This is a genomic window from Thermochromatium tepidum ATCC 43061 (assembly GCF_009664085.1).
GTDB classification, from domain to species: Bacteria; Pseudomonadota; Gammaproteobacteria; order Chromatiales; family Chromatiaceae; genus Thermochromatium; species Thermochromatium tepidum.
This window is the reverse complement of sequence record NZ_CP039268.1, coordinates 1,691,482-1,705,912: the sequence shown is the minus strand read 5'-3', so window position 1 is coordinate 1,705,912 and position 14,431 is coordinate 1,691,482. Positions and strand designations below refer to the sequence as shown.

General features: G+C 63.1%; 13 protein-coding genes. 12 read left to right on the top strand and 1 reads right to left on the bottom strand.

The features are described from left to right. Positions 1 to 134 precede the first annotated feature (134 nt). From E6P07_RS07740 to opgC, 8 genes are all read left to right on the top strand, one after another. Positions 135 to 1,055: a hypothetical protein gene (locus E6P07_RS07740; protein WP_153975076.1), complete on the top strand. Its 921-nt coding sequence runs from the start codon at positions 135 to 137 to the stop codon at positions 1,053 to 1,055. A gap of 105 nt (positions 1,056 to 1,160) precedes the next feature. Continuing rightward, on the top strand, positions 1,161 to 2,069 hold the full coding sequence (locus tag E6P07_RS07735; protein WP_153975075.1) for a DMT family transporter: 909 nt from the start codon (positions 1,161 to 1,163) through the stop codon (positions 2,067 to 2,069). Between the two features lie 27 nt (positions 2,070 to 2,096). Beyond that, entirely contained in the window at positions 2,097 to 3,119 is a 1,023-nt protein-coding gene (locus E6P07_RS07730) for a biotin synthase BioB (protein ID WP_153975074.1), read from the top strand. Positions 3,120 to 3,143: 24 nt separating this feature from the next. Continuing rightward, a complete protein-coding gene (locus tag E6P07_RS07725) occupies positions 3,144 to 4,610 on the top strand; it encodes a coproporphyrinogen-III oxidase family protein (protein ID WP_246172783.1) in 1,467 nt (488 codons plus the stop codon). A gap of 3 nt (positions 4,611 to 4,613) precedes the next feature. After that, positions 4,614 to 5,159 (top strand): hypothetical protein, encoded by a 546-nt coding sequence (locus E6P07_RS07720; protein ID WP_153975072.1) that lies wholly within the window; start codon positions 4,614 to 4,616, stop codon positions 5,157 to 5,159. 35 nt (positions 5,160 to 5,194) lie between these two features. Beyond that, entirely contained in the window at positions 5,195 to 5,449 is a 255-nt protein-coding gene (locus E6P07_RS14205; RefSeq protein WP_425505160.1) for a transposase, read from the top strand. Beyond that, complete coding sequence (locus E6P07_RS07710; protein WP_153975070.1) at positions 5,446 to 6,225, top strand: TatD family hydrolase; 780 nt, start codon at positions 5,446 to 5,448, stop codon at positions 6,223 to 6,225. Before E6P07_RS14205 ends, E6P07_RS07710 begins: the two co-directional genes overlap by 4 nt. A 10-nt stretch (positions 6,226 to 6,235) precedes the next feature. After that, positions 6,236 to 7,411 (top strand): OpgC domain-containing protein, encoded by a 1,176-nt coding sequence (gene opgC, locus E6P07_RS07705; protein WP_153975069.1) that lies wholly within the window; start codon positions 6,236 to 6,238, stop codon positions 7,409 to 7,411. 11 nt (positions 7,412 to 7,422) lie between these two features. On the opposite strand, the gene cobF is transcribed toward opgC, so the two are convergent. Next, positions 7,423 to 8,196, bottom strand: a complete 774-nt coding sequence (cobF, locus tag E6P07_RS07700) for a precorrin-6A synthase (deacetylating) (RefSeq protein WP_153975068.1) — start codon at positions 8,194 to 8,196, stop codon at positions 7,423 to 7,425. A gap of 307 nt (positions 8,197 to 8,503) precedes the next feature. Between cobF and bchE the strand changes: the two genes are divergently transcribed. The 4 genes from bchE to pheA all read left to right on the top strand — a co-directional run bounded on the left by bchE (position 8,504) and on the right by pheA (position 14,396). Next, the gene (bchE, locus tag E6P07_RS07695; protein ID WP_246172782.1) at positions 8,504 to 10,258 is read left to right on the top strand and encodes a magnesium-protoporphyrin IX monomethyl ester anaerobic oxidative cyclase; all 1,755 of its coding nucleotides are present in this window, start codon (positions 8,504 to 8,506) and stop codon (positions 10,256 to 10,258) included. Positions 10,259 to 10,360: 102 nt separating this feature from the next. After that, entirely contained in the window at positions 10,361 to 11,929 is a 1,569-nt protein-coding gene (locus tag E6P07_RS07690; RefSeq protein ID WP_153975067.1) for a cobyric acid synthase, read from the top strand. A 171-nt stretch (positions 11,930 to 12,100) separates the two neighbouring features. Continuing rightward, positions 12,101 to 13,270 (top strand): phosphoglycerate dehydrogenase, encoded by a 1,170-nt coding sequence (locus E6P07_RS07685; protein ID WP_153975066.1) that lies wholly within the window; start codon positions 12,101 to 12,103, stop codon positions 13,268 to 13,270. 22 nt (positions 13,271 to 13,292) lie between these two features. Continuing rightward, positions 13,293 to 14,396 (top strand): prephenate dehydratase, encoded by a 1,104-nt coding sequence (gene pheA, locus E6P07_RS07680; protein ID WP_153975065.1) that lies wholly within the window; start codon positions 13,293 to 13,295, stop codon positions 14,394 to 14,396. The last annotated feature ends 35 nt before the right edge of the window (positions 14,397 to 14,431 follow it).

Sequence of the window (14,431 nt, the reverse complement as noted above, 5' to 3'; positions counted from 1 at the left end):
CTCGGGGCCTGGATGCCCCGGTGCGGCCATTAAACCGCTTAAGCCAGGGTCGGGTCTGGACCGGCCTTAGGCGTTGCCCCAAAAGACCAAGGAAGGGATTTGGGCCGGATGAATAATTGAAGGGTTCAACCATCATGAATTCCCAGCGATCGATACTGATTCTGAGCGCGAGTGCCCTGGTCCTGTCGCTCATGGCGATTGGATTGCAACTGTCCTCGATCCATGAACGCACCGCCTCCGTTGAGGTAACCGGCGCCCAACCGATCGGATCGCCCCAGATGGCGCCCACCGAGAAGATCGCCATGGCCACTTCCGGGACCTCCGTCGATCAGGGCACTCAACGCGCACTCGAGGAACAGGCGCGACGCATCGAGGGATTGGAGCGCCAGCTTGCCCAAATCACGCGCGTCATGCGGGCTTCAGGGCTCGAAACAGCGGCTCCATTCCTGAGTAGCTCGCCTGGCGGTGAGCCTTTGCTGGCGACCATCAGCGAGCAGTACGCCACGCGCGCGCGCTTCGAGGAGAACCGTCAGCGCCTTAGCGAGCGCGCCAAACAGATGCGCCAGCGTGATCTGGAGACCTATGGACCGAGCGACTTCGAACGTATTACCGAACTTAGCCAAAAGGCCCGTCCTAGGCGCGGCAATGAGACCCAGGCTGAGCGCTCCGAGCGCGAGGCCGCGCTCAGCAGTCTTATGAGCCAGTATCCTGAGTCCTGGGCCACGAGCGTGGCGGTCGCCGAGCAGGCGCTTGATGCGGCTAGAAACCGCAATACCCAGAGTGTCGAGATGTACTATGAATCGCTCATCAGTACCTCGCCCTATAGCGAGGTCGTGACCGAACAGGGGATCGACGCCATTCCAACGCTCCAGACCTATCTGGCCCGCCAATACATCCAGGATGGGCGCACGGCCGAGGCCTCGGCCATCCTCGACGCACTGAGCGCTCAGCCCGATCGGCTCATCGTTGAGCCCAACGAGATGGGTGAGCCGATCACCCAGTCCGTGGGTTCGATCGTGAACGAGCTGCGCCAGCGCCTGGCTCCAGGGCCCTAGGATGGGCGCCGAAAACGTCAAAATCCGTGATGGAATCCCTGAATTGGATTTGACTACAGTAAGGCTTAGCTGGACTTACAGCTTCCGGATCGTTGTGGTGCAGGCGTGGCGCTAGAGCTGATCGGCATCCTTGCCGCGCTCGGTTCGACAGCGACCTGGGCGGTCGGCGCGATCCTGCTCAAACCCTTTGCCGAGCGGCTGCCGGCTACGGCGCTGGCCTTCGCCAAGGGCGTTTTTGGATTGGTTGTGCTTGGTTTGCTGATCCTCGTGATCCGCCCCCTGGGCCCGAACTGGACGGCAGCCACCCTGCTTTTCCTCAGCGGCGTGTTGGGGATCGGGGTTGCCGACACCCTCTTCTTCAAGGCCTTGCGCGAGCTGTCGTCACATACGGTCGTGCAGCTCATGCTGCTGGGTCAGGTGGTCACCATCGCCCTGGCGGTGGTCTTTCTAGGTGAGTCATTGGTTTGGCTACAATGGTTGGGTGTCGGGTTGGTGATCCTCGGCGTGGCCGTGGTGCTGATGGCGTCCGAGGGCGAGGCAGAAAGGACCGAGGGGCGGGCGACCCGGCGCGGCGTGTTGTTCGGTCTGGGCTCCGTGCTCTCCATGGCCGTCTCTGTCACCCTGGCCAAGGGTGCGTTGGAGACGTCCGATGCGCTCGTCGCGACCTGGCTGCGGATCGCAGGTGGGGTCTTGTCTCTGTTCCTGTTCGCCCCCCTGTTTTATCTCGGGCGCGGTGGTAACTGGTTGACCCCGATCTTAGCCGACTGGCGTCTGGCGCTTCGCTTCTGTCTGATCGCCACACTGGTGACCCTGGGCGGATTTTTCCTGTCGTTGCTGGCGATGAAGCTGACACCCCTGGCGATCGCCAACACATTGCTGTCGACCGAGCCGCTATTTGTGCTCTTGATCATGGTCCTGTTCTATCGCGATAGACCGAGCATCCAGCGCTTAATCGGGAGCCTAGTTGGGGTCTTGGGTGTCGCCATCCTCTCGGCCAGGACGTTTTTCGGTTAGTGCGCATCCAGCGAGGTGTTGCGTCGTATGAAGACAGTCGAGTCCATCCAGGCCCGCGAGCTTTGCGCGCGGATCCAGGCCGGCGAGGCGTTCGCCGAGTCGGTCAAGATCGCCCTGAACGCACGTGGTCAGACGCAGGAGGCGCTGTTTGAGATTGCCCGCGAGGTGCGGCTCAAAGGGTTTCCCGACCGGCGTGCCGAGGTGCGCAGCGTCATCGAGATCTCCAATATCTGCAAGCAGCGTTGCAACTATTGCAACATCGGTTGTGAAGACACCCCAAAATATGTCATCCCGAGCGAGGACCTGGTCGAGATCGCCGCCTTTCTCTATCGCGAGCGCGGTCGGCGCGTGCTGCTCTTGCAATCGGGCGAGAACAAAGACCGGCGTTTCGTCGCAAACGTCATCCGTGCCTGTGCCCGGATCAAGGATCGCCTGCCCGATATCCATCTGATCGGCTGTATCGGCAATCTCAGCCGTGAGCAATATCGGGAGATGCGCGAGGCCGGTGTCGATCGCTATCTGCTCAAGATCGAGACCTCGAATCCCGCGCTCTATGAGACCGTCAAGCCGCACGACACCTGGAGTGAACGGCGCCGCTGTCTCGACGACCTGATCGAGCTGGGTTTCATGGTCGGCAGCGGCGTCATCGTTGGCCTACCGGGTCAAACCGAAGACGACCTGGTCGCCGATCTGCGTTTCTTGACCGAGTTGGATCTGGACATGGTTAGCGCCTCGGTCTTCATCCCGGGTCATGGGACCGTCTATGCGCACGAGCCGCCCGGTGATGTCGAGACGACGCTCAACTTCATGGCCCTGCTGCGCCTCCTGAATCCGAATGCGCTCATGCCGACCACGAGCTCCCTTGAGAAACTCAAGGTCGATGGTCAGTATCTGGGGCTCATGGCCGGTGCCAACACCCTCACCGTCCACGATGGCACGCCACAGTCGCTCCAACATTTGTTCCCGATCTATGACGAGACCCGCTACCGCCCCAATGACGACCATCTGCGCGCCATCGCCGCCCGGGCAGGCCTGGTCGTCCCCACTTGAATCGAGGTGAGCGCGATGAATGACATGAGCATCAAGAGTGAAGAGACCTGGATCGCCACGCATCGCGAGCGCCTGGAGGCGCGGGTCCGCGATTTCACGCGCTTTCGCGAGTTGGGGCTGATCGTCCGCTCGGGCGATTTCTTCCCCTCGGTCCATTATCCGCCGATCACCATGTATCCGGAGACCACCGAGGAGGCGCTGCTCGACGACTATGTGCTTCCGCCCGATGGGCGGTTCGATGTCTATCTACACCTGCCGTTCTGCGAGCAGCGCTGTCTGTTCTGTCACTATCCGGTGAAGTTCGGGAGGTTCGGCGATAAAACCCATCCCGAGACCGAACGCTATCTGGACGCACTCGAACGCGAGATGGACCTGTTTCGTCGGCGGCTTGGGATCGAGCGGTTCCAGGCGCGCTCGATCCTGGTCGGGGGTGGCACCCCGACCCTACTCACCCCGGCACAGCTCGACCGGATGCTGACCGGCTTCAAGGAGCGGGTCGATTGTTCGCACGTCACCCAGTTCAACTTCGACGTCGATCCCGGCACCCTGACCGACCGATACGGTGCCGAGCGCCGGCGCATCCTGCGTGAGCATGGTGTCGACCGGCTCACCATCGGTGTGCAGTCGCTCGACGATGCGATCTTGCGCAAGATGCACCGTCCGCACGACGTTGCAACCGCGCTCGCCTCGATCGAGGCCTGCCAGGCCGATGGCTTCCAGCTCAACATCGAGTTCATCTTCGGCTATCCGGGCCAGACGCTCGCCGGCTGGGTGCGCATGATCGACCAGGCGGCGCGCCTGGGGGTGGATGAGATCCAGCTCTATCGGCTCAAGATCGAGGCCTATGGCGATGCCCAGGGCCCGATCGATAAAATCGTCCGCCTCCGTCCGCAGGAGCTGCCGGCGTTCGAGGAGGCGATCCGCATGAAGGAGGCCGCGATCGAGATCCTGGCCGAACACGGCTACACCGAGAATCTGCGCCGGGTCTTCTCCAAGGACCCGTCTAAATACTCACACTATGCGCACAATCAGTGTTGTGAGCTCTATGATCAGGTTGGCTTTGGCCTGACCGCCTTCAGCAGTCTGCGCGATCGCTTCCTGCTCAATACCCAGAGTTTCGAGGACTATTATCGGCGGATCGAGTCGGGCCGACTGCCAGTCAATCGCGGTCTCAAACGCGGCCTCGATGATCAAAAACGTTGGGCGGCAGTGCTCCCACTCAAAAACCGTGACATCGACAAGGCGCGCTACCTTGAACTGACCGGGATCGCGTTCGAAGACGCCTTTCCCGAGCTCTGGGACCAGCTCGTCGCTGAGGGGCTGGTCGAGGACAAGGGTCGCTTTGCCGGTCTGACCCGCACCGGGGCCTTCTTCGCCGACGAGGTCTGCCATCAGTTCCATGCGCGTTCCTATATCCCGTTCGAACCGGACGAGTATGCCCCGGGGCCGCTCAATCCTTATCGGGTCCGTCAGGACTCAGTCGAGGCTTGAGATATGATGATGGTAAAGCAGGACTGGATCAGACGCAGGCATGTGGCTTTCGCTGGCGTGCTGGGGTTAGTGGTCTGTGGTCAGGGTTGTGCAGAGGATTTACCGCGACCGCCTGACACGGCACCCCCGCCGGGTCCGCCACGCGCGGCCATCGACGCCTGTCTCTACAAGGCCGCCTCAGCCACCTGCTATTTCGAGGACGGCCTCCATGCAATCACGGGGACCTGCCAGGAGCGGGGTCGCGACTGGGTCTGTGTCCCAGATCGCCCCCCTCCAGGCGGACGCTCGTCGCCCAGCGAGCCGGGTGGAACGGCGTTCAGCAGCGACACCCCGCCGCCATCCGCACTGGGTAAGTCCGAACGCCCGCCGCGTCCACCGCACGAGGCCTTCGTGGCCTGTCTGGGTCTGACCTCAGGTTCGGCCTGCCTGATTCAGACACCGCGCGGTGAGGTCGCTGGTCGCTGCGCGACCGATCCCCAGGGCCTGGTCTGTATCCCGAGTAACCCGCCTCCCCCTCTGGGCGGAAAGGGCTTGCATAGCCCCCATTGAAATTGCCTTTTTGCGCACTTGCCGGTCTCGAGCGCGTGTCACGACGTCTATCGCGCACGCCAAGGGGCCTGGCCCGCCGTGCCAAGGCCCGCGCGAAGCGGGCAAGGCCCCATGCCCGCATCGCCAACATCCGGCAGGATGCGCTGCACAGGTTCACAACCGACCTCGCCCGGCGGTTTTGCCCCCGGGTGATCGAGGACTTGAACCTGCGCGGCAGGATGGCGAATCGGCACGGGCCCGCTCCATTGCCGACATGGGCGCTCTTTTTAAGGAATCTCTCGCTTCAATGAACAGATTGATCGATTCGCACTGCCACCTCGACCGGGTGGACCTCGGGCCCTATGACCAGGACTTTGCCGCTCTGATCCGCGCGTGTTCCGAGTCAGGCATCGCGCGGATGCTCTGTGTCGGGATCGATCTCGATTCCTATCCAGCGATGCGTGATCTGGTCGATCCCTACCCGGAGATCGATGTCGCAGTCGGTGTTCACCCCAATGAGAGCGGCGGGGAGGAGCCGAGCCTCGAGCGTCTGCTCGCGCTCGCCGCTGATCCGCGCGTGGTCGCCATCGGTGAGACTGGGCTTGACTATTATCGGCTCGGAGACGGGGACGCCTCGGTCCAGCAGAGACGCTTTCGCATCCAGATCGCCGCAGCGCGCGCCTGCGGCAAGCCCTTGATCATCCATACCCGCGCGGCGCGCGCCGACACCCTGCGTCTGTTGCGCGAGGAAGGCGCCGCGGCGGTCGGCGGGGTGCTGCATTGTTTCACCGAGGACTGGGAGACGGCACGCGCCGGGTTGGATCTCGGTCTCTATCTCTCGTTCTCCGGGATTCTCACCTTCAAGAAGGCTGAGCCGTTGCGCGAGGTGGCGCGCCGGGTACCCCTCGATCGGTTGCTGATCGAGACTGATGCACCCTATCTGGCCCCGGTGCCGCATCGCGGCAGGTCCAATACACCCCTCTATCTCGGATATGTCGCCGGCTGTCTTGCCGAGCTACGCGGCCTCGAGGTCGAGCGTCTGGCCGAGGTGACGGCGGACAATTATCGGTGTCTGTTTCGCCGGTAAGAGACCCGCTATGCCGTACTCGAGTCTCGCCTATCCGACCTCTGCCGGGGAGCGCGATCTGCGCATCGATCTGTTGCGCGGGCTGATCATGGTCTATCTGATCATCGTGCATCTGGAGCTGCCCTCGGCCCTGAGTCTTCTTGCCTGGGGTCGGCTCGGGTTCATTTCGAGCGCAGAGGGGTTCGTCTTTTTGTCCGGGGTCGTGGTCGGGATGGTCTATCGGCGCCGGATGGAGTCCTATGGGCTGGCAGAGACGAGTCGTCTGCTGTGGCGGCGCGCCTGGCAGCTCTACCGGCTAAATCTATTCGTGATCGCCAGCATCGCGCTGCTCGGCTGGGTGCCGGGTGTCAATGTATTCGAGCTGACGCACTGGACCAACCCAGGGGCGGGCCGGACGTTTCCACTCTACCCAGCCCCGGGGACCGGCTGGTTGGACTATGGGATCCAGATCCTATTGCTTCGGATCGGCCCTCATCAGTTCCAGGTCATTGGTCTGTACGTAGTGCTCCTGGTCTGCGCCCCGCTCGCCCTCTATCTGCTTAGGCGACGTTTGGTCTGGGCCGTGTTGCTCCTGAGCTGGGGCGGCTATGCCCTGAATCATGTCTTCCCGATCAACCTGACCGGCGCGCGCTATGAATATGCCTTTCCGACCCTGACCTGGCAGCTGTTGTTTTTTAACGGGCTCGTGATCGGGTACCACCGCGACCGCACCCTGGAGTTTCTCGCCGGCCCGGCGAGCCGCTGGCTGGTCTATCTAGGCCCTGTCCTGCTGGCTGGTTTTCTGTTTCTCGCTAACAACAACCCTCACCCAGTGTTTTGGCCTTGGGGTCAGTTCGGGTTCATCGAGGCGCGGACCTTCGAAGCGCTGTATCGGACCTGGTTTTTGAAGACCACCTTGGGGTTGGGGCGTGTGCTTAACAATGCGGCGGCATTCATCGTTGCCTACCATCTTCTGAGCCGCTACTGGCGTCCGATCGAGCGCGCGCTCGGCTGGCTATTGATCCCCTTGGGCCAGAACTCGCTCTATGTGTTCACCCTGCACGTCTATGCATTGTTGATCCTGTACAACAGCCCACTGTCTGACCTTGATTCGTTTTGGGTCAACACCCTGCTCCAACTCGGTACGATCGCGATGATCTGGTGGATGATCAAACGGCGTTTTCTGTTTTCGGTCGTGCCACGCTGAGGTCAAGCCACTCAGTCATCCGAAGCCCGGCGCCGGCGCAAGAGATAGATGTCGAGCAGCCAGCCCTTCTCCTCGCGGACGCGCGCCTTGGTCTCCAGCAGCGCATCAAGCACCTCATCGACCGGACCGGAGACCAGGACCTCGTCCGGACAACCGAGATAGCCACCCCAATAGATGTCCATGTCCTGCCCGGTGAAACGCCGAAACGAGGCGTTGTAATCGAGCATGACGATCGCATTGTCGATCGCGGACGGGTCACAATGCTCGACATGACGTCCGGTGGTGATAAGGATGCTTTCGCCCACCCGATTGAGCGGGATTTTGTGCTTGGCAGTCAGCATCTGCACCGAGGTGATGCCCGGGATGACCTCGAACTCGAGTGTGCCCGCAGATGCCGCAGCCAGCTCGGCGATGAGGCTGAGGGTCTGGTCATAGAGTGTGGGATCGCCCCAGAGGAGTAGGGCGCCATTTTGGCCGTCCTGAAGTTCGGTATCGATCAACTGGGCGAAGAGCTGGCGCTTGGTTGCATGCCAGGCGCGGACCGTCTCTTGATATCCCCCCGGCAGGGTACGCCGTTCCGGGCTGGTCGCGGTGACCACCCGGTAGCCGGAGTCGCCAAGATACCGTCTCAGGATGGCATGGCGCCTCTCGAGCAGCTCCTCCTTGCCGCGCCCTTCTTTTTCCAGCATAAAGAAGACATCGACCCGTTTGAGGGTCTCGATGGCCTGGATCGTGAGATACTCCGGGCCGCCTGGGCCCATGCCGATCAGATACAAGTGTTTCATGCGATGGCGATGGCGATGGGCGCCCGGACGGAATCGTCGGCGGGCGCATTCGTGGGCGCGCGATCAGTGTGCATCGCGTCGGTGTGGGCCAAGTCCAGCATGGCGATTCTGGCGCGTCGTTGGTAACATTATCAACTTGAGCCCTATTCGGTCCCAAGCACTGGTGCGATGGTATCCCAAGGCCCTTCTCGGTCCAGGGTTGCCGGACCCGCCACGACCGACGCATTCTCCATTATCCCTGGCCGAGCCGCCGTCCTCAAATGAGGCGTCTGTGACCGACCCTTCATGAGAAAACCCGGAGCTGACGATGCGAATCCTCTTTATCCACCCCAACTATAGCGCCGGTGCCGCCGACATCGCCGGCAATTGGTCGCCGGCCTGGGTCGCCTATATCGCGGGCTATCTGAAGTCGGGTGGCTATCAAGATTATCGATTCATCGATGGTCTGGTGGACAAGCTCGATGATGACCAGCTGCGCGCGGCCATCCGTGCCGACCGACCCGACATCATCGCGACCACGGCGATGACGCCCATGATCTATGCCGCCCAGCGGGTACTGCAGATCGCCAAGGAAGAGCATCCAAACGCCATCACCGTGCTCGGGGGTATCCACGGTACCTTCATGTACGAGCAGGTCCTCAAGGAGGCGCCCTGGATCGACGCCATCGTGCGCGGCGAGGGCGAGGCCGTCACCTTGAATCTGGTGCGCTGTATCGATGAGGGGCGCTGGCCCGAGGCGCGCGCATCGATCCGTGGCATCGCCTTTCGCGACGACTCGGGCAAGGTGGTCGCCACCGAGGCCGAGCCCTCGATCAAGGACGTCGATTCGATCTGGCCGGACTGGAGCATCCTCGATTGGAAGAAATACATCTACATCCCACTCGGCGTACCGGTCGCGACCCCAAACATGGCGCGCGGCTGCCCCTTTACCTGTAGCTTCTGTTCGCAGTGGAAGTTCTGGCGCGACTATCGGGTGCGCAACCCCAAGCGCATGGTCGATGAGATCGAGGAGCTGGTGAAGGTCCATGGCGTCGGCTTCTTTATCCTGGCCGACGAGGAACCCCAGATCAACAAGAAGATGTTCGTCGAGTTCTGTCAGGAGCTCATCGATCGCAAGCTCGGCATCCACTGGGGCATCAACACCCGCGTCACCGACGTCATGCGCGACGAGGACCTATTGCCCTTCTATCGCAAGGCCGGTCTGGTCCATGTCTCGCTCGGTACCGAGGCGGCGGCCCAGCTCAATCTCGACCGCTTCGTCAAGGAGACCACGATCGAGCAGAACCGACGCGCGGTGCAGTTGTTGCAGAAAAACGGCATCGTCACCGAGGCTCAGTTCATCGTGGGGCTCGAGAACGAGACCCGCGAGACGCTCGAAGAGACCTATCAGTACGTCATGGACTGGGGCGCCGACATGGCCAACTGGTCGATGTACACCCCTTGGCCGTTCTCGGACATGTTCGCCGAGCTGGGCGATCGGGTCGAGGTATTCGACTATTCCAAATACAACTTCGTCTCGCCGATCATGAAGCCGGACAACATCGACCGCGCCGAGCTACTCGACGGCGTTATGTCCAATTATCGGCGCTTCTATATGAGGCGGATGCTGTTCCAGTACCCCTGGGTACGCGACCCCTTCCGGCGCAAATATCTGATCGGTTGTATCAAGGCCTTCTTGCGGAGTGCCTTCCAGCGCCGTTTCTATCAACTCGGTCAGCAGAACTATTGGGGACCGCTGTTTAAAAAGTTCATCCGCTTCGAATACGACAAGACCAAGGGGCCGATCATGGTGCCCGATCATAACGCCTGGAAGAAGGCCCCGCCTGCCAAGCGTCAGGCTGTAGTCAGCGCCGTGGGCGCCGCGCCCCAGGCCTGCGCCGGCGGCAGCCCCAAGGCCTGTGGCGGTGGAACCGAGCAGATGACCGAGGAACAGATGGCCGCAGTCGCCCGCGCCAGCGCCAAGGCCTGTGGCGGTGGAACCGAGCAGATGACCGAAGAGCAGATGGAAGCGGTCGCCCGCGCCAGTCGTGCGACCGAGACCCAGCGGGCCGAGGTCGCCTGACCCTTAAGCGGCCAGCGATCCTGCCCATCAGGCTACCAAACTGCCACGGCCCGTATTCGTTTGCGCGACGGATGCGGGTCGTGTCGTTTTGAGACCCCCTGCATGACAGATTCAGCCCCTAGCATCCGTCTCGAACTCCCGTCACTCGGCCGCCACGGACCGCGCCGCGCGCGCGCCCTGATGATCCAGGGCACGGCCTCCGACGTCGGCAAGAGCCTGCTCGTCGCCGGACTCTGCCGTGCCTACACCAAGCGCGGTCTGAGTGTGCGCCCGTTCAAGGCCCAGAACATGAGCAACAACGCCGCCGTGACCGCCGACAGCGACCTGCCGCCCGGGCCCGATGGCGAACCGCCGCGCGGCGAGATCGGGCGCGCCCAGGCACTCCAGGCCCGTGCCTGCAGGGTTCCGCCCTCGATCCACATGAACCCGGTGCTCTTAAAGCCCCAGACCAACGTCGGGTCACAGGTGGTGCTGCGCGGGCGCGTGCTCGGCAACTGTCCGGCGCGGGTCTATCACGAGATGCGCCAGGGGCTGATGCCCGCCGTGCTCGATTCCTTCGAGCGTCTGTGCGCCGAGGCCGATCTGGTGCTGGTCGAGGGCGCGGGCAGCGGCGCCGAGATCTATCTGCGGCACTGTGACATCACCAATATGCACTTTGCTGAGCGCGCGGGGGTACCGGTGGTGGTGGTCGGCGACCTAGACAAGGGGGGGACCATGGCCGCCCTGGTCGGCACCTGGCGGCTGCTCGATCAGGCCGACCGCGACCGGGTCGTTGGCTACATCGTCAACAAATTCCGCGGCGATTTTTCGCTGTTCGAGCCGGCCTGTCACACCATCACCGCGATCACCGGCTGGCCCTTTCTGGGTGTGGTGCGTTGGTTTGAGGGCGCCTCGCGTCTGCCTGCCGAGGACTCGCTGGCGCTCGCACGCCCGGCCGCGACCACGGGCGGTACGCTCAATGTGGTCATCCCGCGTCTGTCGCGCGTGGCCAATTTCGACGACATGGACCCATTGTCCGCCGAGCCGGCGGTCAATCTGCGTTGGCTTGAATCCGGGCAAGCGCTCCCGGCCACGACCGACGTCGTCATCCTGCCCGGTTCCAAGGCCACGCGCGCCGATCTAGAGGTGTTGCGGCGCGAGGGCTGGGATATCGACATCCTGGCCCATGTCCGGCGCGGCGGGCGGGTGGTCGGATTGTGCGGTGGATATCAGATGCTCGGGCGTGTGGTGCGCGATCCGCTCGGGCTCGAGGGCGCGCCGGGCGAGACCCCGGGGCTGGGTCTGCTCGATCTCGAGACCGAGATCGGCCCAGACAAGCGTCTGACCGAGATCGCCGGACGTGACCGCCGCAGCGGCTGCCCGATCCGCGGCTACGAGATGCACATGGGGCGCACCACCGGGCCCGGGTTGGAGCGCCCCTGGCTGATGCTGGAAGACAGCTTGGGCAGGGTGCGTCCGGAAGGCGCGATCAGCGCCGACGGGCGGGTCATGGGTGGCTATCTGCACGGGATCTTCGCTGCCGACGCCTTCCGCGCCCACTGGCTCGAACAGGTCGGCGCCCAGGCCGCGCGCCTCGACTTCGAGGCGCGGATCGAGTCTGCGCTCGATGACCTCGCCGATCACATCGAGGGCTGTCTGGATCTGGATGCGTTGTTGGCGCTGGCGCGATGAGGTGATTGTCGTTTGGGGATACAGACCGACGTAGCGCACGCCGCTTAGCCATCTGCCATGAGCGGGCAACCGAACGTTCGAAGCCAAGGCCGCGCCTCATCCCTTGCCATGCTTCAGGGACTGATCCGAGGCGCTTGCACATTCACCACCTAGAGGTCCGAATCGACGCCCATGTTCAAAATCCAGACGCTCAACAATATCTCGGTGGTCGGCCTGGAGCGCCTGCCGCGCGAGCGCTACGAGATCGCCTCCGAGATCGCCAATCCCGATGCCATCCTGGTACGTTCGGCCAACATGCACGACATGGAGATCCCTGCCTCGGTCAAGGCCATCGGGCGCGCCGGCGCGGGCACCAACAATGTGCCCGTGGCCGAGATGACCAGACGCGGCGTGGTCGTCTTCAACGCCCCGGGCGCCAATGCCAACGCGGTCAAGGAGCTGGTGCTCGCCGCGATGCTGATGGCGGCGCGCAACATCGCCCAGGCCTGGCGGTTCGCCTGCGAGCTTCAGGGCGACGATGCCGCCATCCATGAGGCGGTCGAGGCCGGCAAGAAGCGTTTCGTCGGCTTTGAGCTGCCGGGGCGCACCCTTGGGGTCGTGGGTCTGGGGGCGATCGGTGTCCGGGTCGCCAATGCCGCGCGTGCGCTCGGGATGCAGGTCATCGGCTATGACCCGACCATCACCGTGCAGCGCGCCTGGCAGTTGGCGAGCGACGTCAAGCAGGCACTCAGCCTCGACGACCTGCTCGCGCGCTCGGACTTCGTGACCTTCCATGTCCCACTCACCGATCAGACGCGGAACATGATCAACGCCGAGCGGATTCGGGTCCTACCCAAGGGTGCGGTGCTGCTGAACTTCTCGCGTCAGGGTATCCTCGACGACGAGGCGGTGATCGCGGCGCTCGATGCAGGCCACCTCTATGCCTATTGCTGCGATTTCCCGAACAACAGGCTCAAGGGCCATCCGCGGGTCATCGCCCTGCCGCATCTCGGTGCCTCGACCAAGGAGGCCGAGGACAACTGTGCGATCATGGTGGCCGATCAGATCCGTGACTATCTGGAGGACGGCAACATCACCAACTCGGTCAATTTCCCGGACATCATCCTCGCGCGCACCGAGGGTTATCGACTGACCATCGTCAACAGCAATGTGCCCAATATGGTGGGACAGATCTCGACCGATCTGGCGGCCGCCGGTTTGAATATCGTCGATATGCTCAATCGCTCGCGCGGCGACATCGCCGTGACCCTGATCGATGTCGATCAGCCTTGTCCCGAGGCAACGCTTGCCCAGATCCAGGCCATCGATGGCGTGCTTTCGGTGCGCCAGCTCGACGCTTGAGTCGGCGAGGGCGGAAGACGACATGAGCGAGAGCGCCAATCAGGAACACCAGGCGCTGGCGGCGGTGCGCGACCGCATCGACGCCATCGATCTGGAGATCCTGCGGCTGATCAGCGAGCGCGCCCGCTGTGCCCAGCAGGTCGCGCGCATCAAGACCGAGGCGCGGGGTGGATCGGTGCAATTCTATCGCCCCGAGCGCGAGGTCGCCGTCCTGCGCCGGATCAAGGAGGCCAATCCGGGACCACTCGATGGCGAGGAGGTCGCGCGTCTGTTCCGTGAGATCATGTCGGCCTGTCTGGCCCTTGAGCGTCCGCTCAAGGCCGCCTTTTTGGGGCCCGAGGGCACCTTCACCCAGGCGGCGGCGATCAAGCATTTCGGCCATTCGGTGGTGACCCAGGCCATGGCCACCCTCGACGAGATCTTTCGTGAGGTCGAGGCCGGCGCCTGCGACTTTGGGGTGGTGCCGGTCGAGAACTCGACCGAGGGCGTGGTCAGTCACACGCTCGATCTGTTCATGAGCTCACCGCTGATGATCACGGGCGAGGTCTGTCTGCGCGTCCATCAGCACCTGTTGAGCAAGGCGCCGGATCTGGCGAGCATCCGGCGGGTGTATTCGCATCAGCAGTCGTTGGCCCAGTGCCGCGAATGGCTCGACCGCCATCTACCGAGCGCCGAGCGGCTGCCAGTCGGCAGCAATGCCGAGGCGGCGCGTCTGGTGGCCGGGGATCCAGAGGCCGCGGCCGTCGCGGGTCTCCAGGCCGCCGAGATCTACAAACTCGGGGTACTGGCCGAGCGTATCGAGGATGAGCCGAGCAACACCACACGCTTTTTGGTCATCGGCCAGCAGGACGCGCCGCCGAGCGGTCAAGACAAAACCAGCCTGCTGCTCTCGTGCAAGAATCAGGCAGGTGGTCTATATCACCTGCTCGCGCCACTGTCCAAGCACGGCATCAGCATGAGCCGCATCGAGTCCCGCCCCTCGCGTCGCGGCCTCTGGGACTATGTCTTTTTCATCGATATCCTCGGCCATCGCCAGGATCCCGAGGTCGCCGCCGCCCTGCAGATCCTTGAACAGGAGGCCCTGCTGTTCAAGGTGCTGGGCTCCTACCCGGTTGCGGTGCTCTGAAGGCGCACGATCCCAATTGAACGTAATTTTTTGGA